Raw genomic sequence first — 23,996 nt, 5'->3', positions numbered from 1 at the left:
AATATGACAACTCAAAGTACGGGCAGCAAACGTAAGCCCTACGTGCGTGAGATGAAAGCCAGCTGGTGGAAAAGCTTACCGTTCTACCGTTTTTATATGCTGCGTGAGGGCACGGCGGTGCCGGCCGTGTGGTTCAGTCTCTTACTGCTGGCAGGGATTTTTTCGTTACGTAACGGGCCTGAAAGCTGGGCGGGTTTTGTGAATTTTCTGCAAAACCCGGTGGTCTTGCTGATTAACCTGATCGCCCTGCTTGCGGCGTTGTTGCACACCAAGACCTGGTTCGAACTGGCACCGAAAGCCTCTATTGTGATAGTGAAAGGCAAAAAAATGGGGCCGGAACCGGTGATTACCGGTTTCTGGGGCGTGACAATCGTCGTGACGCTGGTTGTACTTGTCATTGCACTGTTTCTTTAAGGAGGCGACATGAAAAATACTCTTCCTAAACGTTCAGACGAGCCGGTGTTCTGGGGATTATTTGGCGCGGGCGGTATGTGGAGCGCGATTTTCGCACCGGTGATGATCTTGCTGGTGTGCTTCCTGCTGCCGCTGGGCTTCTTCCCCGGTGACGCACTGAGCTATCCGCGCGTACTGGCATTTGCACAAAGCGGGATCGGGCGTTTGTTCCTGCTGCTGATGATCATTCTGCCTTTGTGGTGCGGGCTGCACCGGATCCATCATGCCATGCACGACCTGAAGATCCACGTTCCGGCCGGTAAATGGGTATTTTACGGTCTGGCGGCGATCTTAAGTATCGTGACCCTTATCGTATTGATCCGCCTCTGATCCGCAAAGATCCCCCTTTCCAGCGGTCATCTCTCTGGCCGCTGTTTTCATTCTTTCTGCACTGATTTTCCCTTTTTCTTTTTTGTTACCTACACTTAGAGAACATACTAAGGAAGGAAGGTCTATGCGTATCTGGTCAAAACTCAGCGTTATCGTCACAGCACTTCTGTCGGTCGCGTGCAGCGTAACGCCGCCTGCTGACGTCAAAGTCGTCAATAATTTCGAACTCACCCGTTATCTCGGTACCTGGTATGAAGTCGCCAGACTGGATCATAGTTTTGAAAGCGGACTGGAACGCGTCACCGCTAATTACAGTTTGCGTGATGATGGTGGGGTAAAAGTGATTAATCGCGGGTTTAATCCGCAAAAGAATAAATGGCAGGAAAGTGAGGGCAAAGGTTACTTCACCGGATCGCCGGCGCGGGCGGCGCTCAAGGTGTCATTCTTCGGCCCGTTCTATGGCGGCTATAATGTCATTGAGCTGGATAAGGATTACCGGTACGCGCTGGTATGCGGGCCGGATAAAAGCTACCTGTGGATCCTCTCCCGTACGCCAACACTGGATGACCGCGTGAAGCAGCAACTTCTGCAAACAGCACAAGGCTACGGATTCGATACCAGCAAACTGGTGTGGGTGAAACAGCCTTAATTCCCGTGCCGTAAAAACAACACTGCCTGCATCAATGTGCAGGCAGACATCAACTTACTTTACTATTACCCGCCCGCTATTGCGCGCTTTTCTGGATCGCTTGCCCACCGGCAGACACATCTTCCCCTACACCACGCGTGGTATTGCAGGCGGTTAACGCGGAAGACAGGACAACAACAGACAAGATAGCGAGGATACTTTTCTTCAGCATATAAATTTCCTTCCTATAAGAGAATGTAAAGTACGACACTGTTAGTGTAGCTAACTTTCCGGATATAGAAGGCAACAGGCAGGATTTTAGGACATTTGGTAAAAAACGAGGCTGAAGAAATCAGCCTGCTTTGGAAATCGCACCACCCAGATGTTGGATGTCTTCACCGAAACCATGAACCGTGTTGCAGCCGGATAACGAAGCCAGCAACGTCACTGAAACTACGATAAACATTATCTTCTTCAACATGGTAAACACAATCCAATTCAAAAAGTTGGGGCTGGAAAGCTGCGGCAGGATTTACTCTGCGGCAGCTTTCATCCGGCGTAATAAATAAGTATCGAAAACTTATTTAACGCGGGAAACGTATTCGCCAGAGCGGGTGTCACAACGGACAATTTCGCCGATCTGCACGAATAATGGCACTTTAACCACGGCGCCAGTGCTCAGGGTAGCTGGCTTACCGCCTGTACCTGCAGTATCACCTTTCAGGCCCGGGTCAGTATCAACAACTTCCGCTTCGATGAAGTTTGGTGGCTGAACCGCGATAGGACGGCCATCCCACAGCGTTACGATACATTCTGCGTTGTCCTGCAGCCATTTAGAGGCGTCAGAAACCGTCTTCTCTTCAACCTGATGCTGTTCGAAAGTCTCAGGGTGCATGAAGTGGTAGAACTCACCATCGTTGTACAGGTAGTTCATGTTGGTATCTACAACGTCAGCGCCTTCGCATGAGTCGGTAGATTTAAACGTTTTTTCTACACGGGAACCGGTCAGCAGACGACGCATTTTAACGCGTGCGAAAGCCTGGCCTTTGCCTGGTTTTACGAATTCACTGGATTCGATAGCGTAAGGCTCGCCCTCGAACATGATTTTAAGACCCGGACGGAAATCGTTGCTAGAATAAGTCGCCATGATGGCCCTCTAATTTTAAACTGGTATTAGCCAAAAAAATGGCAAACATTGTAACCCTAAACACGCCATTTAGAGAAGATTGGTTGTATCAACTCGGCGATGTTATCACTGACCCGGATGAACTGCTTACTCTTCTGGCACTTAACGACAATGCAGAATTGCAAAGTGGGCGTGAAGCCCGTCGTTTGTTCCCGCTTCGCGTGCCCCGCGCCTTTGTGGCACGTATGCAGCCGGGCGATCCACAGGATCCTTTATTGCTTCAGGTATTAACCGCACGCGAGGAGTTTATCGCCGCGCCGGGCTTTACCACTGACCCGCTTGATGAACAACGCAGCGTTGTTCCGGGTCTGTTGCACAAGTATAGCAATCGCGCCCTGTTACTGGTGAAAGGCGGATGTGCGGTAAATTGCCGCTACTGTTTCCGCCGTCATTTCCCGTATCAGGACAACCAGGGAAATAAGGCCAACTGGGTTCAGGCGCTGGATTATATCCGCACACGCCCCGAACTCGATGAAATTATTTTCTCCGGTGGTGATCCGCTGATGGCCAAGGATCATGAACTCGACTGGTTAATCGGTGAACTGGAAGGCATCGCACACATTAAGCGGCTGCGTATTCATACCCGTTTGCCGGTGGTTATTCCTGCACGTATCACGGATACCTTCTGCCAGCGCCTGGAAAAATCACGCCTTCAGGTGCTGATGGTAACGCATATTAATCACGCCAATGAGATCGATAATGCATTACGCGCCAGTATGGCGAAGCTGAAACGCCATGGCGTGACGTTGCTTAATCAGAGCGTGTTGCTGCGGGGGGTAAATGATTCTGCCGAAGTGCTTGCCACACTGAGCAACGCGCTGTTTGACGCGGGTATTTTACCTTACTACATCCACGTGCTGGATAAAGTACAAGGTGCGGCGCATTTCATGGTGAACGACGACGAAGCGCGCGTCATTATGAAACAACTGATGAGTAAAGTGTCAGGTTATATGGTGCCGAAACTGACCCGTGAGATTGGCGGCGAGCCGAGCAAAACCATTTTGGATCTGCGCCTGAAGCAGTCTTAACACATCCTTCCTCCCCCCAATAATTCAAGTTGCAGCAAGGCGGCAAGGGATGGAGTCCCGATGAGCTTACTCAGGTAAGTGATTCGGGTGACTGAACGTAGCCCACTCACTTGCGGCTTAAAGTATGAAGGGGGGAATGCAAAAAGGGATGCCAGTGGCATCCCTTTAATATTTTTATCGCTCAGGCGACGACTATGGGCACTTATAAACCTGACCGACCATTTTGCTGTCAACCGGTGCAAAGCTGGACAGGAAATTCTGGGACGGGCTGTTAGCACCATAAATGGTGTTGCCGCCCATCGCTGCCGCTTTGTTGCGCAGGTCATTAGCTGCGCCACGCATGGAGCTGCCGTCACCGCCGGTACCGGAGAACCAGTTGCTTTGGGCACCGGTGACTTGGCCAAGCAACTGACAATTTGCGCCTGGTTTGTCGTCTGTGAATTTCACCTGCTGACCCGCTGCATCCAGTTGATGAGTGGTACTGCACCCGGCAAGCAGCGCGATAGCTGACAGGCCCATTAACATTTTAATCCGCATCACTTTCCCCATTTGTTTTTGTAATCACATAAAGCCTATCAGAAAACACCTGGCTTTCTTAGGCATCCGTTGCCACGTATACCTAAGCTGGCGGTAACGGTAAAAATCCGAAAACCACGTAGAAACGAGTCTACACGTTAAAGGCCGGAGACAATGAGAGTTATCTTACTGAACCTGATAAAAAAGGGTCAAACAAAAAAACCCGGCCTTTTCAGACCGGGTTTTTTCAGTATATGAAGTCAGTGAGCAAAAAGCCCGCTGATTTCGCATACCTGCGGATGAACGCAGGGGGGATGATTACATCATGCCGCCCATGCCGCCCATGCCACCCATACCGCCAGCACCGCCCATATCGACTTTATCGTCTTTAGGCAGGTCGGTGATCATGCACTCAGTGGTGATCATCAGGCCAGCTACAGAAGACGCGTATTGCAGAGCAGAACGGGTCACTTTAGTTGGATCCAGGATACCCATTGCAATCATGTCGCCGTACTGTTCAGTGTAAGCGTTGTAACCGAAGCTACCTTCGCCTGCTTTAACGGTATTGGCGATAACAGAAGCTTCTTCGCCTGCGTTTACAACGATCTGACGCAGCGGAGCTTCCATTGCGCGCAGAGCAACGCGGATACCCACGTTCTGATCATCGTTGTCGCCAGTCAGGTTAGCCAGGGTATGAGCAACGCGAACCAGCGCCACACCACCACCGGCAACCACGCCTTCTTCTACCGCAGCACGGGTTGCGTGCAGGGCATCTTCAACGCGCGCTTTTTTCTCTTTCATTTCAACTTCAGTCGCTGCGCCCACTTTCAGAACGGCTACGCCGCCTGCCAGTTTAGCCACACGCTCTTGCAGTTTTTCACGATCGTAATCAGAAGTTGCTTCTTCGATCTGCTGACGGATCTGAGAAACACGGCCCTGGATAGTGGCTTCTTCACCCACACCATCAATGATGATGGTGGTGTCTTTGTTGATCACAACACGTTTAGCCTGACCCATATCTTCCAGGGTCGCTTTTTCCAGTTCCAGACCGATCTCTTCAGAGATAACAGTACCACCGGTCAGGGTTGCGATGTCTTGCAGCATGGCTTTACGACGATCGCCGAAGCCCGGAGCTTTAACCGCAGCCACTTTCACGATGCCACGCATGGTGTTCACGACCAGAGTCGCCAGGGCTTCGCCTTCAACGTCTTCAGCAATGATCAGCAGTGGTTTACCGGCTTTAGCAACGGCTTCCAGCACTGGCAGCATTTCGCGAATGTTAGAAATTTTCTTGTCAGCCAGCAGGATGAACGGGCTTTCAAGTTCAACAGAACCGGTTTCTGGTTTGTTGATGAAGTATGGGGAAAGGTAACCGCGGTCGAATTGCATACCTTCAACAACGTCCAGCTCGTCTTGCAGGCCAGTACCTTCTTCAACCGTGATCACGCCTTCTTTACCGACTTTTTCCATCGCTTCAGCGATCAGTTTACCTACGGTTTCGTCGGAGTTAGCGGAGATCGTCCCTACCTGTGCGATAGCCTTAGAGTCAGCGCAAGGTACAGACAATTTTTTCAGTTCTTCAACCGCAGCAACGACAGCTTTGTCGATACCACGTTTCAGATCCATCGGGTTCATCCCAGCAGCAACAGCTTTCAAACCTTCAGTGATGATTGCCTGCGCCAGAACAGTTGCAGTAGTGGTACCGTCACCCGCTGCATCGTTCGCTTTGGACGCGACTTCTTTCACCATTTGTGCGCCCATGTTTTCGAACTTGTCTTCCAGTTCGATTTCACGTGCAACGGACACGCCGTCTTTAGTGATGGTAGGTGCGCCGAAAGATTTGTCCAAAACCACGTTGCGGCCTTTAGGACCGAGGGTCACTTTTACTGCATCAGCAAGGATGTTTACGCCACGCAGCATTTTCACACGGGCGTCATTACCGAATTTTACTTCTTTAGCTGCCATTTTTAATTTCCCTTAAATTCGTTCTGTTCAGAAAAAAGTGGGTCGGGGGACAATCAGGCTTCAACAATGGCCAGAATGTCGCTCTCGGACATGATCAACACTTCTTCATTGTCGATCTTCTCAGCTTTCACGCCGTAACCGTCGTTGAAAATGACGATGTCGCCAACTTTCACGTCCAGCGCTTTAACTTCACCGTTTTCCAGAATGCGACCATGGCCGACAGCCAGGATTTCGCCACGGGTAGATTTACCTGCAGCTGAGCCAGTCAGAACGATGCCGCCAGCAGATTTAGATTCTACTTCTTTACGCTTGACGATAACGCGGTCATGCAATGGACGAATTTTCATTGATAACTCTCCTGTGAGCGGGTCCATATCTATTTTTAGGATTGAATGCCTGGCAGATTCCTGCCCGGCCTCGTGGTTTGTTTAATGGGGGCGATACCTCACCCTTCAAGGGGAAGAACAGAAAAAAATTTCTCTTTTTCTTTCGCTGCACGGATGACTAAAAATTGACCTCCGCAGTGCTTCCCAACAATCTTTTAACAATTAAGGCCACAGAGATTAGCGATCGCGGTGCTCTGTGTCGTCATCTTTTTTAGGTGAAACCAGACGTTCCTGCGTTTCATCCGTCCGCTGGAACTCGCCATCAAAGGTATTCCCTGTTGGCGCACTGCTTCCCCAGTTACCACCGGAACGCACAATATTCAAATGAGGCATCAGTTTAAGCGTCAGTCGTTTCTGGATCGGCGGTAGTAAGAGCAGCAAACCGAGGAAATCGGTAAAGAAGCCCGGTAACAACAGCAGAAACCCGGCAATGACCAGCGAAACACTTTTGACCATCTCAGCCGCCGGGCTTTCCCCAACCGCCAGTTTTTGCTGCAATTGCATAAACGTTTTCATCCCCTGATTCTTCACCAGGGACACGCCCACACAGGAGGTGAAAACGACCAGCAGCAACGTTGTTGCGACGCCCACCACCGCAGCCACCTTGATAAATAAGGTGATTTCAATGTAAGCCAGCAGGAATAACAGTAGTAACGGTAACCAGCGCACCGCATTCTCCTTGTAATTTGGCTCCGGAAGCGCTGTCGCAGCGGCATTCCAAAACCCTGAATAAGGGCCTGCTTGGGATCTTCGCTATCAAAGAAATGCAGGCTGACTACACTGAGATGGTGCTCATTCATTATCATTTCAAGCACCAGGCCTGATTTAATTGAGCCGGTAAATGAATTGTGAGAATTCTCACAGATACTAAAAACATGCACACTAATAGGGCAGGATAGTGATCTTAGTACGTGCAATTCATCTGGAGCAGCATATGATCGCCTTCGTTGCTAAAACAACGGTTGATCGTTTTAAATTTATCACGGCAAGTAACATAATTTTAAACATCGCATAACACATTCTGTACCGAAGAGAAGGTTCTCATGTCAAACACCATTCGTATCGAGGAAGACCTGCTGGGCACGCGCGAAGTTCCGGCAGAAGCTTATTACGGCATTCACACCCTGCGGGCGATTGAAAACTTCTACATCAGCAACACCAAGATCAGCGATGTCCCTGAGTTTGTTCGTGGCATGGTGATGGTGAAAAAGGCCGCGGCTCTTGCTAACAAAGAACTGCGCACCATTCCACGCCATATTGCGGATATCATTATTCAGGCGTGCGACGAAGTGCTTGATAAAGGCAAATGCATGGACCAGTTCCCTATCGACGTGTATCAGGGCGGCGCGGGAACCTCGGTAAATATGAACACGAATGAAGTGCTGGCGAACATCGGTCTTGAACTGATGGGACACCAGAAAGGCGATTACCAGTTCCTCAATCCAAATGATCATCTGAACAAATGCCAGTCGACCAATGATGCCTACCCGACCGGTTTTCGTATCGCCGTCTACGCGTCTTTGCTAAAGCTGGTTGATGCTATTTCCCAGTTAGGGGATGGTTTTGAGCGTAAAGCGAAAGAATTTGAAAACATCATCAAGATGGGCCGCACACAGTTGCAGGACGCCGTTCCGATGACGCTCGGTCAGGAATTCCACGCGTTTAATGTGCTGCTCAAAGAAGAAACTCGCAACCTGATGCGCACCGGCGAATTACTGCTCGAAGTCAACCTCGGGGCGACGGCAATCGGTACACGCCTGAATACACCAGAAGGTTATCAACAGCTGGCGGTAGAAAAGCTGGCAGAAGTCAGCAATCTGGCCTGCGTACCGGCAGAAGATCTGATTGAAGCGACGTCAGACTGTGGCGCGTACGTGATGGTCCACAGCTCACTGAAACGCCTGGCCGTGAAGCTTTCTAAAATCTGTAATGACCTGCGTCTGCTTTCTTCCGGACCGCGCGCGGGTTTAAACGAAATTAACCTGCCGGAATTGCAGGCGGGCTCATCCATTATGCCGGCCAAAGTGAACCCGGTGATCCCTGAAGTAGTGAATCAGGTGTGTTTTAAAGTCATCGGTAACGACGTTTGCGTCACGATGGCGGCTGAAGCAGGCCAGTTGCAGCTGAACGTAATGGAACCGGTAATTGGTCAGGCGATGTTTGAGTCAGTGCATATCCTGACTAACGCCTGTTACAATCTGCTGGAAAAATGCATCAACGGTATTACTGCCAACAAAGAAGTGTGTGAATTCTACGTTTTCAATTCAATCGGCATCGTCACCTACCTTAACCCGTTCATCGGCCATCACAACGGCGATATCGTCGGCAAGATTTGTGCTGAAACCGGTAAGAGCGTCAGAGAGGTGGTGCTCGAACGTGGCCTGCTGACAGAGGCGGAGCTGGACGATATTTTCTCTATCGAAAACCTGAAACATCCGGCCTACAAAGCCAAACGCTATACCGATGAAAATGAACAGTAACAGATTTCACTGCTGACCTTTTGAGGCTCGTTGTTCTGCGGAACAGCGGGCCTTTTTACTTTGCACGACACAACAATTACACAACAATTAATTATCAATTCCTTAAGGAATGCGGGGAATAGGGACGGACAACCATGTTAATTATCGAATTTATTATCGTACTGGCGGCGATTTTCCTCGGTGCGCGCTTAGGCGGCATCGGCATTGGTTTCGCAGGCGGGCTTGGCGTTCTGGTGCTCGCCCTGATAGGCGTTAAACCGGGAACTATCCCCTTTGACGTCATCTCCATCATCATGGCCGTGATCGCCGCGATCTCGACCATGCAGGTGGCTGGCGGGATGGATTATCTGGTGCAACAAACCGAAAAATTGCTGCGCCGAAATCCCAAACACATCACCCTCCTCGCACCTGTTGTCACCTATTTTCTGACGATTATGGCGGGCACTGGCAACATTTCACTGTCAGCATTACCGGTTATTTCTGAAGTCGCCAAAGAGCAAGGGATTAAACCCTGTCGCCCGCTTTCCACCGCCGTAGTTGCTGCCCAGATAGCAATTACTGCCTCGCCGATTTCTGCCGCAGTGGTGTACATGGCTTCCACCATGGAAGGTCACGGCGTCAGTTATTTGCATCTGCTGATGGTGATGATTCCGTCCACGCTGGCCGCAGTGATCCTGATGTCACTGATTGTCAGCGCGTGCTTTGACTCGAAACTGTCCAATGACCCGGTTTATCTCAAACGGTATGAAGAAGGCCTGATCCAACTGCGTGGTAATAAAGCGCTGGAAATCAAACGCGGCGCCAAACTTTCGGTATTGCTGTTCCTGCTCGGCGTCCTGACGGTGGTCGCTTATGCGGTCATTAACAGCCCTAGCCTGGGCTGGGTCGCGCAACCTGTGATGACCACTAACAGTGCCATCCTGATTATCATGCTCAGTGTCGCCACACTAATCACCTTGCTGTGCAGTATTGATACCGACGCCATTCTGACATCCAGCACATTCAAATCCGGCATGAGCGCCTGTATTTGTATTCTCGGTGTGGCCTGGCTGGGTGACACCTTTGTGCAGGCCAATCTCAGTTGGATCAAAGAAACGGCGGGCGGATTGATCCAGGTACATCCGTGGCTGCTGGCAGTGATCTTCTTCTTCAGTTCAGCGCTGTTGTATTCGCAGGCCGCCACCACCAAAGCCCTGCTGCCGATGGCCCTGGCGCTGAGTGTATCCCCCCTGACTGCCGTAGGTTCATTTGCTGCCGTGTCAGGTTTGTTCATTCTGCCCACTTACCCGACACTGGTTGCCGCCGTGCAGATGGATGACACCGGCACCACCCGCATCGGGCGCTTCGTTTTCAACCATCCGTTCTTTATCCCCGGCACCATTGGCGTATTCCTCGCGGTACTTTTCGGATTCGGTTTCGGCAGTATTATTCTCTGACAGTTTTCCGGGGGCTGCGGCCCCTGTTAAGCACTGCGGGACTTTCTGCTCAGCGATTGGTCAGGGTATACTCACCATTCATCAACGCGCGATGGCATGACGCCGTGCGCATCTTCTGTCGATTCACTCAGTGGCTGTTCATCTGCCGCGACAAAGAGAACTGTACTCCGCATGGATCACCGCATTCTTCGAATTTTCTTCCTGCTTTGCAGCCTGTGTCTTTTGCCGTTTCAGGCGAATGCCTCTTTATTTGGCAAACCCGCCGCGGCGCAGTTTGTACCCGTCGATCAGGCATTCAGCTTTGATTTTCAGCAGCAAGGGCACGATCTCAAACTGAACTGGCAAATCCGTGACGGATACTATTTGTATCGCAGCAAAATTGAGCTGGAGCCCAAAAATGCCCGGCTGGCAGCATTCCTGATGCCAAAAGGACATGATCATCATGATGAATTTTTCGGTGACAGCGAAGTTTATGAAAATGCCCTGAACCTGACGGTTCCGTTGCGACAGGCCAGCGCTGATGCGACTGTTCGTGTTACTTACCAGGGGTGCGCCGCCGCAGGATTCTGCTACCCGCCGGAAACCCGTGAAGTGCCGCTGAATGCCGTCGCCGAACCGACGCGTGTCATCATGCCTGCACCGGATAGCGCACCGGTTATCGCGACACCTGAAAAGCTATCCACACCATTGCCGTTTTCTCCGCTGTGGGCATTGCTGATCGGCATTGGGATTGCCTTTACGCCCTGTGTTCTGCCGATGTATCCGCTGATTTCCGGCATCATTCTCGGGCGTAAGCGCCCTCACAGCATGAAACGCATTTTCCTGCTGTCGCTGGTTTACGTGCAGGGCATGGCGCTGACTTACACGCTGCTCGGCATGGTCGTCGCCGCAGCCGGTTTACAGTTCCAGGCCGCGTTACAGAGCCCGTGGGTGCTGATTGTACTTTCGATGATATTCATTGCGCTGGCCTTGTCGATGTTTGGCGTCTTCAGCCTGCAATTGCCTTCTTCGGTGCAGACCCGTCTCGCGCTGTGGAGCAATGAACAAAAAGGCGGTTCACTGCCCGGCGTCTTTATTATGGGCGCACTGGCCGGACTGATTTGTTCTCCCTGCACCACCGCGCCACTCAGCGCTATCCTGCTGTATATCGCCCAGAGCGGCAATCTGCTGTCTGGTGCAGGCACGCTCTATCTCTATGCGCTGGGTATGGGCATTCCGCTTATCATCGCCACGATGTTCGGCAATAAATTGCTGCCCCGAAGCGGGCCGTGGATGCAATATGTTAAGGAAGGGTTTGGCTTTGTCATTCTGGCGCTGCCGGTATTCCTGCTCGAACGTGTGACTGGCGATGTCTGGGGGTTGCGTTTGTGGAGCCTGCTCGGCATGGCCTTCTTCGGCTGGGCATTGCTGCTCAGCCTGAAAAGTCACCGTGGGGTGGTACGCATCCTGCAAATTGTGTTTCTTGCTGCAGTACTGATCATCAGCCGGCCGTTGCAGGACTGGGCATTTGCACCTGCGGAAAATACAATGACACAGACACATGCACTCAGTTTCCAGAAAATTCATAACGTGGCGCAACTGGATACCGCCCTTCAGGGCGCGGAGGGAAAACGTGTCATGTTGGATTTATACGCCGACTGGTGCGTAGCCTGTAAAGAGTTCGAAAAGTATACCTTCCCGGCACCAGAAGTGCAGAATGAACTGTCGGACACTTTATTACTCCAGGCGGATGTCACCCAAAATTCTCCTGAGCAGAAAGCGTTACTAACTCGTCTGAATGTTCTTGGCCTGCCGACAATTATATTCTTCGGGCCGGATGGTCATGAGTTGCCACAGTCGCGGGTTACGGGTTTTATGAATGCGAAGGAATTCAGCACGCATTTGCAGAAAGCCCGCCCGTAAACGACACTACATTTTGAAGTACGCGAATTGTGAGGAGGCAAACGTGCTACGTGAACAAGTTCTCGATAAAACCCTTAATTTCCTGGAACAACGTGGCCTTGCAACATTGTCACTGGAAACTGTCGCCGAGCTGGTTGATGTTCCGCTCATCGAATTACGCCGTTTCTGGCCGGATGCCGAAGCCCTGCTTTATGACAGCCTGCGTTATCACGGTGAGCAGATTGATATCTGGCGTCGTCAGCTGATGCTGGATGAATCGCTTTCCGCGCCACAGAAATTGCTGGCTCGTTATAAGGTACTGGATGAGCAGGTACGGCAGCAGCGCTATCCGGGATGTCTGTTTATCGCAGCCTGTACGTTTTTCCCTGACAGCGATGCACCTATTCATCAGTTGGCTCAGCAGCAAAAACGAGCCTCCTACGACTACACCTTGTCGCTTTTACAGGAAATGGGCTCGGATGATGCACAAATGGTCGCTCAGCAGATGGAACTGATCCTCGAAGGGTGTCTGAGTAAACTGCTGGTGAAGCGCCAGCTAAACGATGTGGAAGTCGCACGCCGTCTGGCAGAGGATGTTCTAAATATCGCCCGCTGCCGTGAACATGGTGCACTTTCCTGACTTACCCCTTTCGCTACCCGACGATTTCATCCTTTTTGCATGAAAAGTCAGCAAACAAACGTCTTTTATGTGTTTTAGACGACAAAGCCGTTGACGGCACATGCCCGATACGGTTTAATGCGCCCCGTTGCCCGGATAGCTCAGTCGGTAGAGCAAGGGATTGAAAATCCCTGTGTCCTTGGTTCGATTCCGAGTCCGGGCACCATTATTTAGAAGAACCCGCCTATGGCGGGTTTTTTGCTTTCCGCTAAACGTCAAAGTCTCACTTTCGTGACTTGCTTCTCACTTCTTTATTCATTTGCCCAAAATTCCCGTTTAATCCTGCTTAAAAGTTAGGCCGACGTCCGTTAACGGCCATATTCCCGCGTTTTAGACTGTTTACTTAGGCTGATAAGTATCCTCACAGCCCTACAAAAACAGGAACATCTCATGAAAATAATCAGGATTGAGGTATTGCGCGTTGCTATCCCGTTCAGCAGCGGCAGGGAAAAAATACAAGGGACTCAGACCGAGGCTTATAACGCAGCGTCTCCCGAGCTCAGCAGGATGGAAACGTTGCTGGTAAAAATCACGACTGACACAGGTCTGCACGGTTGGGGAGAAGGTTTCGGACATCTTTGTAATCCCATGACCGAAACTGCGCTGAACGATCTGGTTGGGCGTTTTTTCCTCGGCCAAACCTGCCCGCAAAGCCCGCAGGAAATTGCCGTACTGATGCAGCAGGCCGAGGTTAACTTTCATGCTTTCGGGCGAACCGGTCCCGTGATATTTGCCCTTTCCGCTGTTGATATTGCGCTGTGGGATTTACTGGCGAAATGGCGGGAACAGCCGCTTTGGCAAATGCTGGGCGCAAAACGTCAAAAAATCGGCATTTATGCCAGCCTGGTCAGTTATGGTAACCATCCTGAACGGGTAGCGGCAAAAGTGCTGAGTACTTATCGGGCGGGATTCCGCGCCATTAAGCTGCATGAAACGGCTTATCCGGCCATTGCCGCTGCCAGAGAAATATTACCTGCCGATGCTGAACTGATGATCGATGTGAACTGCCCCTGGACCGTGGAGGAGGCAGTGAAAAAGGCACAGGCTTTGCTGTCTCTTAATCTGGGCTGGCTGGAAGAGCCGGTCTGGCCACCGGATGATTTAGCCGGCCTGGCGGAAGTTCGAAAACAAGGAACGCGTATTGCTGCTGGCGAGAATGCAGCAGGCGTGCAAGGCTTCGCCGAACATTTCGAACGCGGCGCAATCGATATCGCACAGCCCAGTGTCAGTAAAGTCGGCGGTATCACTGCCATGTTGAAAGTATTTACTCTGGCTAAGCAATACCAAATCCGGGTTGTGCCGCACTGTTTTTATTATGGTGCCGGCCTGATGGCCACAGCCCAACTGGTCGCTATGCTCGATGACAGTGTAAGCCTGGAAGTGCCTTACATTCAGTGGCAAGACGCGCTTTATTCACAACTGAATTTCGAACCCTATATGCGGTTGCCGGACATACCGGGGCTGGGCTTTGAGCCGTCACTTTCCGTCATCAAGAAGTATCTCATCAGCTCGAAAACCCTTTCTCTGACTGCCGGAGCCGCTCATGCGTAAATCTAATTATCGTGTCGTGATCGCCCTGTTACTGTTCTTTGCCGGCATGCTCAATTATCTGGACCGCGCAGCGCTATCGGTAATGGCCCCCCTGATCAAGGGTGACCTGCACATCAATGATGCTCAAATGGGGATTTTGTTCAGCGCCTTCTTTATCGGCTACTGCCTGTTTTGCTTTATTGGCGGGTGGAGTGCAGACAAATTTGGTCCGCGCAAAGTCTTCGCCTTCGCTGCCGCATTCTGGTCAATATTTTGCGGTGCAACCGCGCTGGTGAACAGTTTCGCGCATTTGCTGGTCGTGCGCGTCATGTTTGGTATCGGCGAAGGCCCGATGGGGACCACCACCAACAAGTCGATTTCTAACTGGTTTCCGCGCAAAGAAGTGGGCCGCGCGGTCGGTTTTACCAACGCGGGTCAACCGTTGGGGGCGGCCATCGCCGCGCCGATTGTCGGGCTGGTCGGTCTGCATTTTGGCTGGCGTATTGCCTTCGTGGTGATTGCCGCGCTGGGCTTTGTCTGGCTTGCAGCGTGGATGACTTTTTTCCGTGATAAACCAGAACAGCATCCGCAAGTATCAGAGGAGGAAAAATGTCTGATTACCCGTGATCGCCCCGCAACACCGATCACCAACGATATCAGAGAAAAAGATGCACACAGCCTGTGGTATTACGTATTTTCCAAACCGGTGCTGGGTGTGGCTGTGGCCTTTTTCTGTTTCAACTATATCCAGTATTTCTTCCTGTCATGGCTACCAAGCTATCTCACTGATTTCCAGCATCTCGATATTAAAAGCATGAGTATTATCGGTATTTTGCCCTGGCTGGGTGCAACCGCGGGTTTCATCGGGGGCGGGATCGTCGCCGATATTCTTTTCCGACGTAGCGGGAATTTTCTCTTCTCACGTAAAGCGGTGATTTTCGCAGGTCTGATTGTGGCTGCCGGTTGTGTGCTGATGACGGCTTATACCCGCAACACCGCAGGCGCCGTAGCGCTGATTACAGTCGCCAGTATTTTTGCTTATATGACGCCACAGGCATGCTGGTCATTGTTGCAGGATATCGTTCCGGCGCACCGTATCGGAACGGCGGGTGGTTTTGTGCATTTACTGGCGAATCTGGCCGGGATTTTATCCCCGAGTATCACCGGATTTTTAATCCAGTACGGCGGGGGTTATCAGACAGCCTTCATCCTCTCAAGCGGTCTGGCGATCGTTGGAGTGATTGCAATGGCTATTCTGGTACGCCAGAGCAAAGTGACGGAATTATTTGGTAAAAAAGCACCGCCGGAAGAAATCGCAACCGGTCATTAATCCACCGGTTTTATCCTGTATGCCCTGTTCAACCTGCAATTGAATTGATACATTGCGGGTTGAACATTGAGCAGATTTATAGGATGTAAAATGCTTTCGTCAGAACTTACGCTGTTCCCCCCTGCATTAAAAGCCGGCGACACTATTGGTTTTTTCTCTGCCTCATCACCGGTGACAGCCACCGCGCCCAACCGTTATTTGCGCGGGAAGAAATTCCTGGAAGACAAAGGATTTGTGCTGAAAGCGGGCACAATGACCGGCCAATATGATCACTATCGTTCCGGCTCCATTCAGGCTCGCGCTGAAGAACTGAATCAGTTGATCCGTGATCCGCAGGTGCGTTGTGTGATGTCGACGATTGGCGGTAACAACACAAACTCCCTTTTACCTTATCTGGATTACGATGCGCTGCGTGCCGACCCGAAAATCATCATTGGTTATTCCGACACGACTGCTTTGCTGGCCGGAATTTATGCGCAAACCGGGTTAATCACCTTTTACGGCCCGGCGCTGGTGGCTTCTTTTGGCGAATTCCCGCCACTGGTTAACGAAACCTACGCGTCTTTTTCGGACATTCTGATGACGCACCACTCAGAGCCTTACCGTTATGCTTTACCGCAGCACTGGACGGACGAAAAGCTCAACTGGAATGATGTCATACCGGTCAGGGCAAAAACGTTATACGCCAATACCTGCCGTTTCCTGGGCAAAGGCCGTATTGAGGGGCGTGTCATCGGGGGTAATCTGAATACGATGTCGGGCATCTGGGGCAGCCCTTATATGCCTGAAATCCGTCAGGGCGATATTTTATTTATCGAAGACAGCCTGCATGATATCGCTACCGTTGAACGCTCTTTTTCTATGCTGAAACTGAACGGGATTTTCGACCGTGTAAGTGCCATTCTGCTCGGTAAACATGAACTGTTCGATGATGCAGGATCTGCAAGGCAACCTGCTGACGTACTGCTGGAAGTGCTTAACGGGCAAGATATTCCGCTGGTTGATGGCTTCGACTGCTGTCATACCCATCCGATGTTAACGCTTCCGCTGGGAGCCCGTATCTCTGTTGACTTCGCTGAGCGACACATTGACATTGTTAGCCAGTATCTGCGGTAATTATAAAAAATCACGTACTACTAAAAATCTGTAGGTGATTTATATTCCTTCGCCCTGTGCCTCCTACCCTCAGATGACACACCATTGCTCTGTAAACATTTACGACAGAAATCTGTTTTTAGAATTGAACGGTTTATACTGGCTGCCCTGTCGCGTGGGATATAAATGAAACATATGCGCAGGGCACACATTGTTCTCATTACATGAACATGTGTGTGAGCAGGATATTCTCAACAGGGAGGCGTAAAATAACATGAATTATCTGATTGAAAATCATATAGTCTTCAACCCTGAAGATAACTCACTTTCATTACCGGGTGATTCAGAAAACCAGATTGCCGTTTCTAACCCTGCTCGCAGAATATTATTATTGTTAATAGAACAGCAGGGTATTGTTGTAGAGCGTGAGATTTTTTTCAAAAAAGTTTGGGAAGACTATGGACTGACAGCAAGTAATAACAATCTTAACCATTGTATCAGTAAATTACGCAAAGCGATGGTGACATTAGGTTATCCTGACGAATTCATCGTTACCGTTCCTAAGGTTGGCTTTACTATTCGCAAAGAAATCATTATTGAACCTTATTTCACACATGACCTTTCTCCGGAACCCGTTCATAACAGGGAGTTCAAAACAGCGCCGGAAGTTGGGCTGACAGAAGCGATGCCGGAGGGAGAAACCAGCGTGCCGGCAGCACTGCCCCTAACGGTAAAAAAAGAATCCGACAAGCCTAAAAAGAAGCTCCGCCATGATCTGATGATAAGCCTCCTGGTGACGACAGCCCTGACTCTGAGTGCATTTCTCATTCTGTACTATGAAGTGCGTGATCCGAAAACGGAGCTGAAAGTTGCCAAAATAGGTGTCTGTGATTTGTATTCAACTGTGCCTGTAATTGTATCCCGCAAGCTCGAGTTTATTCAGCTGGCAGAGAGTTTTCTGCATAAAAATAATATTAAATGTAAACTGGGGAACATTTTCATTTTTCAAAGCGAGCGTTTTACTTCGCCTGTCAATACGGGTTCAGTCCGGGATTTCATGGCGCAGTGCATTACAGACGATAATCACAAGGCTAACATTTGCATAAGCTATTATACAAATGACAGGACCACGCATGACCAGTGATAAAAAATTCAACATCCGGGAAAATAAGATTATTATCCTGCCTTTACTTCCTGCAATCGTAATATTGATTTTAATCTTACAAGGTTATTGGGTGAAGAATGACAGGAAGGTATTTCCGGTTAACATCCCGTGTCGTGGAAATATGATTGTAGAAGCACAATATGATAATCAGAGAGCCAAAATGGTAACGACTCTCTACTTCAGTTTTCTTGACGGACACAAAATTTTAGTTTCACTGAGTGGGACAGGTTATTTATATGACAAACAAGGGAATATTACACAACGAAAAACACTGCTGAGGAATATTTATTATGACTACATTCACGAAGGCAAATCCTCCGGCACATATTCGCTCACCAGTACCCAGATAAATATCGACAGTGTAGACAATATGGACTGGAAAATGTCGTCTCTTCTGCTGATGAACAGTTTTTTTCTGACCGGCCACACTGATACACTGGCACTGAAGAAATATGACGATAACACCCTGTTGATTGAAAGCAATCAGTCTCCGGTTACGCTGTGCGTCTTCAAAAAAGGTATTTAAATACAACCTGATGCCAGCACGTCATCTATTTATAGTAAAGGTACAGTTGAAACCCGCAGGCCTGCGCATAACGAGACAAGGTGCAAAAACTGGCCTGCGCCGGCCGCTTTTCAAGGCGGGTAATGGCGGGTGGCGTGACGCCAAGCCGCCTGGCCAGCTCTGTTTTACTCAGCCCTGCATCTTCACGCAGTGTTTGCAGCAAGGCGTGAATTTGAGTTTCTGCGATAAGTTCCGGCGCCTGAGCCGAATAAACCGGTTCCTCGAGTGCCTGCGCCCGCAATTTTGCCGTTCTTAGCATATCGTTCTCCCTTTTTAAGCTGGCGTCAGTAATAGTTGATCTTGACGATCACCGACGCATCAAACTGCCCGAGAGAAAGTGTTTTTCCCGGGATCGCACTCAGTTTTGCTGTAAAGTTTTTAGTCACTTCATTCACATTGTTCAGTTCCGCAAAGTTATCGTAGCGGTTGAACGTGATGGCCTTATCCTGGTCGTTGTAGAGCATCAGCTTCGCGCCATTGGCGAGGTCAATTGCCGTGTTATCCAGCAACGGGCTGGCGGTAGAAAATTCCGCCTGCAGTGAGAAGTTATCCAGGCACCCTTGTTTTACCGCTTTAATAGCAAACGGCAGTGAAACGCCGGACGATCGGGACAACGTTGTACTTTGAATTGCACCGAAATCGACAATCTGTGACTCAGGATAAACTTTCAGATCAGAGCCACAGGCCAGAAAACGGATCCCCTGTAAACCCGATAAGTTGTATTTGAGGTTTTTTGCACCCGGCGTTTTGTTGATACCGCGGCTGCCATCGAGCTGGAATACCGTGAACTGATCAGCTCCCTGATAATGCCCGCCGGAAGGCGCATTCCCGCTGACTTTGATATACAAACGGAATGTGACATTCACCGTCACATTCTGCCCTTTCTTGATCGGTGTGCTGTTGGTGCTCAGTCGCTGTTCGTTCTGCTCCAGATCCTGCCCGTTATAACTGACGCCAAGCAGTAACCCCTCGCCAATCGACTGGGATTTAGGATTAAAGTAGAAGTGTACGACGTCAATGATCGAGCCCAGCACATTGTCGCAATAGGCCGTGACATTGATGTCATTGGATTCCCAGACTTTCGTTCCTGGTGGCACGTTGGCCGGAATCGCCAATTGCCCGACAGGAATGGCCGGTTTGTCGACTATTCCGCTACCTTTCTCGACACAATCGAGCGCCAGCACGCTACGGGAAAAAAATAACAGCAGCAGGAGCAATATCATCCGGCCTGCCTGAAATCTGCAAATACCAGCCATCACCACTCCTTAATGTTTCGCGTCTTTGCTGATGCGCTGACATTGTTGGGTCTGACAGCGGTACTCATTTACCTGCAATCCGCCGTAATCATCCATGTAACCCAGACTGTATTGCTGGCTAACATACTGACCACCAATAAGATTTTCCGTGGAAAGCGGTGCCAGCATTACACTGTCAAAACCGGGAATATTGCCTTTGTTATCTTTGCCCAGATAGCCAACGGTGATATAAAACGGCGTCGGATTGGTCAGTTTTAATCCGTCACTGAGACGGCTAACCTGCAGTTGCTCCTGCCAGTTGCCTTTCACCAGACTTCTTATTTCCGCCGGACGGAAAAACAGCTTCACCCGACTTTGGATCGCCACCTGCATCACGTTTGCCATATCACTTTTTGGCGGCACTTCACGCACGTTAAAGTAAAAAAGGGATTCGCGATCTTTCGGCAGACCGGCGGTTTCAGGTAACCGCAGAATGCGGATCTGGCTTTTCTGACCTGCATCAATACGCTGCATTGGCGGTAACGCCACCAGCGGCGAAGTGACTTTTTCGCCTTGTGCATTCTCCAGCCAGACCTGCGCCAGATACGGTAAATCTTTGCTTTGGTTTTCCAGCATTACGCTGACGGATTTATCACTGGCGTTATAAATGATGCGCGTCCGGTCCAGATTAACGGCAGCAAAAACCGGATAAACGGCCCCCGTCATCAGCAGTAATGTTGCCCAAAACCGTAATAAATGCTTGTTCATCCTGTTATTCCTTCCCTGAGCTGTTTGGGTGAAATTGTTGTTCAAAGATTAAGTGCATGGCAGCAATACCTGCCCTGAGCGGGTAACGGGCTGCGGCAGTACCTGAATCTGACACTGCTGTTCGTCTCCCCAGTGGACGGTCAAAGATTTCTCTCCTGAGACCCCGGCCAGATAAGCCAGACCGCCGTCGCCGACAAGCCCCGCCTCAAAACCTGAACTGTTGTCCGTTACGGCAGCGCCCAGCGGCGGGTAACTGCCATCTTTAAGGCGGATCACTGCCATCAGCCGTTCGCCCTTAATGGCGCGGATTTTGCGAAAGCCTATTGCACCTTCCGTCAGGGTTTTGCTGACCACCGAGCTGTAAACTTCCACGTCGTCCGGCAAATGGTTCACATCAACACGGATATCGGAGGTCTGGTAGCTGGACACGCCGTTGACGACTGCAATACCGTAATCGTTGGTGACTGACGCACCGTCGCTGATCGGAATGCCTTTTACGCCGGCCGACACCATCATGCGTGGCTCGCTGCCTGCGCTGCTCTGATGCAATGCTGCACCCGCAGCCGTCGCGGTAAACGAGCCATACCAGTTGGCGTTCACCGAGCGGTAATCGTTATTTTTCACGCTGCCGTTCGCGCCAAACTGGCCGTACGGCGACATGTGCTGGTAGTTGGCGCGGAACACGCCGTTGCCTTTTTGCAGATCCGGGCTGCTCCCGCCCGCGCCCACACGCCAGCTATTGTTCGGATCCTGGCTGTTGTAATACGACGCCGTTTGCGAGAAACCACTTTGCGAATCCTGCTGGGCGTCGTAACTGATTTGCTGCCCTGACGACAGCGGCAAACTGAACGACAGAAACATCTGGTTCTCATCGGTATCACGGTAATTCAGCTTGCTGGCGGAAAAGGTGGCTGAGATGCCGGTAAAGCGGCCGATATCGAAAATCTTGCTGACCGATACGCTGTAATTATTACTCGCACTCTCATTCCAGTAGACTTTGTGCGTCGCCGAGAGATAGAGCGTGATGGCAGGCCAGGACAGGTACTGATTGGCCGTCACGGTGTATGTTTGTTTGTCATCGCGGGAGTAACCGTCACCATTTACCTTGTCCAGGAACTGGCTGAACGACATAAACGTTTTCTCCGAGAAGCGATATCCGGCAAACGTAATCTGACTGCCGGTCGAGTCAAACCGCTTGGAATAGTTGGCGCGGTAACTCAGTCCGGTTTGTTTCCCTGCCACCGGCACGGTTGCCGAGGAACGCGTAACATCAAAAGACACGGCGCCGAGTTTTTGCAAGTTTTGCCCAACACCGATGGCCTGCGCCTGATAATTCCCGGTGGTGGTGATCAGACCGCCATACAACGAGAAATCATTCAGCGCCCCCCAGGACATTTCGCCGCTGTAAAAACCCGGCTGTAAGACGTGATTGCTGCTGCCGGTGGTCGGTTTGCCCATTGCGGTTTTGAAACGTACCTGACCTTTGCGGGTCAAAAACGGAATGGTCGCGGTGGTCACCTGATAAGTCGTCACGCTGCCATTTTCTTCTTCAATTTTGACGTCCAGTGCGCCCTGTACCGCTTCGGTCAGATCCTGAACGACAAAGGGACCCGGTGACACGTTGGTCTGATAGATCACCCGCCCGTTTTGACTGATGCTCACTTTGGCATTGGTTTTGGCGATGCCCGTAACCTGCGGCGCATACCCTCGCAGCGACGGCGGTAACATACGCTGATCGCTGTTGAGCGAAACCCCGAGAAAACGGAATGAATCGAAAATATCTGAACTGAAATAGGTCTGCCCGCCGGTCAGGCGTGCGCCAATAGAAGGCAGTGCGCGGTACAAATAAGTCTGCGTCCAGGTGAACTTATCACTGGCCGGCGTACCTGTTGTACGCGACGAAGAATATTGATAATCGGCACGGGCACGCCACGGCCCGAAGTTAAAACCGGTGGTGCCGTAACTGCTGAAACTGGTGGTGCTGTCGCCAGACTGCGGCATGTATTTGCTGCCGAGCAGATTGTAATCGAGTAATGCACCGTTGACGCCATCATCCCACTGCGAAGGCGGCACCCAGTTTTGATCATGAAAGGTCAGCCAGGCCTGCGGAATGCTGATGTTCAGCGTTTGTCTTTCCTGATCGTAACGTGCAGTGACTTCCTGCTGCTGATCGAGTGATGTGCATTTGCCGTGATGCCACAAAGTCAGTTTTTCGCGCGCGTCTTTGGTGAGATCGAATTTATCTACCAGTGAAGGCGGTAAACACAGACGGCTGTTTTTCTTATCCGCAGCGGGAACATAGTGAATCACGCTTTGTTCGCCGAGCGTGCGACCATTGAGCACCACATCCAGCAGGTATTCGCCGGGCGCGATATAATCAGCAACCTGAAATCGTGAAAGATCGACATTATTGCGATCGGCAGAATCAATGAAGTTAACGTTAAATTCCACTGCGAAGCTTCTGACTGAAATAAAGCATCCCGACAGAAGAAAAATAAACCATAAGGCACTCTTCATTTCAGCCGATGTTCTATTCATCGCAAACGACATAATAAAATCACTTCTTACGAAAATAGTCATCCACACCATTCCCCGGTGCGGGCACAACCGAAAAAATAAAGGGGAGAGAACTCCCCTAAATAGCAGCGATATTTATTTGTAATTCAGCGCGTAAGTCGCCTGAGAAACGATCGTACCTGTTGAAACAGGCTGAGAGTTAGCTTCCACACGGGCGGCAAATACCAACTCATTATTCCCTGTGACCAGGTTTATATCTTTCGAGGTGTCACCCACTTTGAGCAGGTCACCGTTGGCGTCAATCAGGCGGATGCCCGCACCCTTTGCACTGCCGGTGTTAGCCAGTAATTCGGAGGCACTGCTGTCAGGCGTACCGGCAAAAGAAACGGCAACTTTGGACATCGCCGGATATTCCACTGCGCCCGCAGTCTGTGCGGTCAGATTGCAATCCTGCAAATGAATAGTGTAATTCACATTTTGAGAGTATTTATTGCCGCTTTCGAGCACCTTATTCGCAACCTGTCCCATGTTTACATTAATGTCTTCATCACCTGCTGCAATTGAGCAAGGTGCATTAATCACCGTCCCGGTAAAGTGAATACGGCCTGAACCCTGATCGGTTCCTGTCGGAGGTGTAGTATCATCCGCAAAAGCCGATACAGAAATAAAGGCAGATAAAGCGATAATCAGTGTCTTTTTTTTGGCGTTAAACATAATGAGTCCTTGAGATTTAACGGTAGCTATTAAGCGTTAAGCAGCTTTTAAGCGATATTTTTCGCTGTACCGAAGAGAGCACCCCTCTCTTGCCAGATCAATATACTGA

At 50.5% G+C, this 23,996-nt stretch carries 25 protein-coding genes and 1 tRNA gene; 14 read left to right on the top strand and 12 right to left on the bottom strand.

Annotated features, from left to right (window positions below; genetic code table 11):
- The first annotated feature begins 3 nt into the window (after positions 1 to 3).
- The 3 genes from frdC to blc all read left to right on the top strand — a co-directional run bounded on the left by frdC (position 4) and on the right by blc (position 1,432).
- Positions 4 to 414, top strand: coding sequence for a fumarate reductase subunit FrdC (gene frdC, locus J1785_RS21725; protein WP_217220669.1), 411 nt, complete (start codon positions 4 to 6; stop codon positions 412 to 414).
- Between the two features lie 9 nt (positions 415 to 423).
- Positions 424 to 783 carry a fumarate reductase subunit FrdD gene (gene frdD / locus J1785_RS21720; RefSeq protein WP_217138294.1) on the top strand — a complete coding sequence of 120 codons (360 nt, stop codon included), beginning with the start codon at positions 424 to 426 and terminating at the stop codon, positions 781 to 783.
- Positions 784 to 907: 124 nt separating this feature from the next.
- Positions 908 to 1,432 carry an outer membrane lipoprotein Blc gene (gene blc / locus J1785_RS21715; protein WP_217138295.1) on the top strand — a complete coding sequence of 175 codons (525 nt, stop codon included), beginning with the start codon at positions 908 to 910 and terminating at the stop codon, positions 1,430 to 1,432.
- Between the two features lie 76 nt (positions 1,433 to 1,508).
- Here blc and J1785_RS21710 read toward each other — a convergent pair whose 3' ends face one another.
- The 3 genes from J1785_RS21710 to efp form a co-directional block, all read right to left on the bottom strand.
- A complete protein-coding gene (locus J1785_RS21710) occupies positions 1,509 to 1,643 on the bottom strand; it encodes an entericidin A/B family lipoprotein (protein ID WP_129954222.1) in 135 nt (44 codons plus the stop codon).
- A gap of 120 nt (positions 1,644 to 1,763) precedes the next feature.
- Positions 1,764 to 1,877 carry an entericidin A/B family lipoprotein gene (locus J1785_RS21705; RefSeq protein WP_370278348.1) on the bottom strand — a complete coding sequence of 38 codons (114 nt, stop codon included), beginning with the start codon at positions 1,875 to 1,877 and terminating at the stop codon, positions 1,764 to 1,766.
- Positions 1,878 to 1,991: 114 nt separating this feature from the next.
- Entirely contained in the window at positions 1,992 to 2,558 is a 567-nt protein-coding gene (gene efp / locus J1785_RS21700) for an elongation factor P (RefSeq protein ID WP_013573742.1), read from the bottom strand.
- A 38-nt stretch (positions 2,559 to 2,596) separates the two neighbouring features.
- On the opposite strand from efp, the gene epmB reads away from it, so the two are divergent.
- Complete coding sequence (gene epmB / locus J1785_RS21695) at positions 2,597 to 3,625, top strand: EF-P beta-lysylation protein EpmB (RefSeq protein ID WP_217220666.1); 1,029 nt, start codon at positions 2,597 to 2,599, stop codon at positions 3,623 to 3,625.
- Between the two features lie 192 nt (positions 3,626 to 3,817).
- Here the strand turns inward: epmB and J1785_RS21690 are convergent, their stop codons facing one another.
- The 4 genes from J1785_RS21690 to J1785_RS21675 form a co-directional block, all read right to left on the bottom strand.
- On the bottom strand, positions 3,818 to 4,162 hold the full coding sequence (locus J1785_RS21690; RefSeq protein ID WP_217220663.1) for a DUF4156 domain-containing protein: 345 nt from the start codon (positions 4,160 to 4,162) through the stop codon (positions 3,818 to 3,820).
- 297 nt (positions 4,163 to 4,459) lie between these two features.
- Complete coding sequence (gene groL / locus J1785_RS21685) at positions 4,460 to 6,106, bottom strand: chaperonin GroEL (RefSeq protein ID WP_129954214.1); 1,647 nt, start codon at positions 6,104 to 6,106, stop codon at positions 4,460 to 4,462.
- Between the two features lie 53 nt (positions 6,107 to 6,159).
- The gene (locus J1785_RS21680) at positions 6,160 to 6,453 is read right to left on the bottom strand and encodes a co-chaperone GroES (RefSeq protein ID WP_009636718.1); all 294 of its coding nucleotides are present in this window, start codon (positions 6,451 to 6,453) and stop codon (positions 6,160 to 6,162) included.
- 216 nt (positions 6,454 to 6,669) lie between these two features.
- Entirely contained in the window at positions 6,670 to 7,161 is a 492-nt protein-coding gene (locus tag J1785_RS21675; protein WP_217220660.1) for an FxsA family protein, read from the bottom strand.
- 374 nt (positions 7,162 to 7,535) lie between these two features.
- Here J1785_RS21675 and aspA point away from each other — a divergent pair, with 374 nt between their 5' ends.
- From aspA to J1785_RS21625, 10 genes are all read left to right on the top strand, one after another.
- Complete coding sequence (gene aspA, locus J1785_RS21670; RefSeq protein ID WP_014333637.1) at positions 7,536 to 8,972, top strand: aspartate ammonia-lyase; 1,437 nt, start codon at positions 7,536 to 7,538, stop codon at positions 8,970 to 8,972.
- 134 nt (positions 8,973 to 9,106) lie between these two features.
- On the top strand, positions 9,107 to 10,408 hold the full coding sequence (locus J1785_RS21665) for an anaerobic C4-dicarboxylate transporter (RefSeq protein WP_129954212.1): 1,302 nt from the start codon (positions 9,107 to 9,109) through the stop codon (positions 10,406 to 10,408).
- A 171-nt stretch (positions 10,409 to 10,579) separates the two neighbouring features.
- Positions 10,580 to 12,310 (top strand): protein-disulfide reductase DsbD, encoded by a 1,731-nt coding sequence (locus J1785_RS21660; protein WP_217220657.1) that lies wholly within the window; start codon positions 10,580 to 10,582, stop codon positions 12,308 to 12,310.
- Between the two features lie 43 nt (positions 12,311 to 12,353).
- Positions 12,354 to 12,929, top strand: coding sequence for a division control transcriptional repressor DicD (gene dicD, locus J1785_RS21655; protein ID WP_129954208.1), 576 nt, complete (start codon positions 12,354 to 12,356; stop codon positions 12,927 to 12,929).
- Between the two features lie 129 nt (positions 12,930 to 13,058).
- A tRNA-Phe gene (locus J1785_RS21650) sits at positions 13,059 to 13,134 on the top strand.
- Between the two features lie 224 nt (positions 13,135 to 13,358).
- Entirely contained in the window at positions 13,359 to 14,519 is a 1,161-nt protein-coding gene (locus tag J1785_RS21645; RefSeq protein ID WP_217138297.1) for a mandelate racemase/muconate lactonizing enzyme family protein, read from the top strand.
- On the top strand, positions 14,512 to 15,828 hold the full coding sequence (locus J1785_RS21640) for an MFS transporter (RefSeq protein ID WP_217220654.1): 1,317 nt from the start codon (positions 14,512 to 14,514) through the stop codon (positions 15,826 to 15,828). Before J1785_RS21645 ends, J1785_RS21640 begins: the two co-directional genes overlap by 8 nt.
- A 90-nt stretch (positions 15,829 to 15,918) precedes the next feature.
- Positions 15,919 to 16,944 (top strand): S66 family peptidase, encoded by a 1,026-nt coding sequence (locus J1785_RS21635; protein WP_129954202.1) that lies wholly within the window; start codon positions 15,919 to 15,921, stop codon positions 16,942 to 16,944.
- 253 nt (positions 16,945 to 17,197) lie between these two features.
- The gene (locus tag J1785_RS21630; protein WP_217220652.1) at positions 17,198 to 18,067 is read left to right on the top strand and encodes a winged helix-turn-helix domain-containing protein; all 870 of its coding nucleotides are present in this window, start codon (positions 17,198 to 17,200) and stop codon (positions 18,065 to 18,067) included.
- Positions 18,057 to 18,614 (top strand): FidL-like protein, encoded by a 558-nt coding sequence (locus J1785_RS21625; RefSeq protein WP_129954198.1) that lies wholly within the window; start codon positions 18,057 to 18,059, stop codon positions 18,612 to 18,614. The genes J1785_RS21630 and J1785_RS21625 overlap by 11 nt, the downstream gene beginning before the upstream one ends.
- Before the next feature lie 25 nt (positions 18,615 to 18,639).
- Here the strand turns inward: J1785_RS21625 and J1785_RS21620 are convergent, their stop codons facing one another.
- From J1785_RS21620 to J1785_RS21600, 5 genes are all read right to left on the bottom strand, one after another.
- On the bottom strand, positions 18,640 to 18,912 hold the full coding sequence (locus tag J1785_RS21620; RefSeq protein WP_129954196.1) for a helix-turn-helix domain-containing protein: 273 nt from the start codon (positions 18,910 to 18,912) through the stop codon (positions 18,640 to 18,642).
- Between the two features lie 25 nt (positions 18,913 to 18,937).
- Positions 18,938 to 19,909 (bottom strand): fimbrial protein, encoded by a 972-nt coding sequence (locus tag J1785_RS21615; protein ID WP_129954194.1) that lies wholly within the window; start codon positions 19,907 to 19,909, stop codon positions 18,938 to 18,940.
- A gap of 9 nt (positions 19,910 to 19,918) precedes the next feature.
- Positions 19,919 to 20,656, bottom strand: coding sequence for a fimbrial biogenesis chaperone (locus tag J1785_RS21610; RefSeq protein WP_217220651.1), 738 nt, complete (start codon positions 20,654 to 20,656; stop codon positions 19,919 to 19,921).
- A 48-nt stretch (positions 20,657 to 20,704) separates the two neighbouring features.
- Entirely contained in the window at positions 20,705 to 23,107 is a 2,403-nt protein-coding gene (locus J1785_RS21605) for a fimbria/pilus outer membrane usher protein (protein WP_336369408.1), read from the bottom strand.
- Positions 23,108 to 23,308: 201 nt separating this feature from the next.
- The gene (locus J1785_RS21600; RefSeq protein WP_129954190.1) at positions 23,309 to 23,887 is read right to left on the bottom strand and encodes a fimbrial protein; all 579 of its coding nucleotides are present in this window, start codon (positions 23,885 to 23,887) and stop codon (positions 23,309 to 23,311) included.
- Positions 23,888 to 23,996: the final 109 nt, after the last annotated feature.

It is taken from the genome of Rahnella perminowiae (assembly GCF_019049755.1).
GTDB classification, from domain to species: domain Bacteria; phylum Pseudomonadota; class Gammaproteobacteria; order Enterobacterales; family Enterobacteriaceae; genus Rahnella; species Rahnella perminowiae.
Note: the sequence above shows the minus strand (reverse complement) of the source record. Positions and strands in the feature narration are given on the sequence as shown.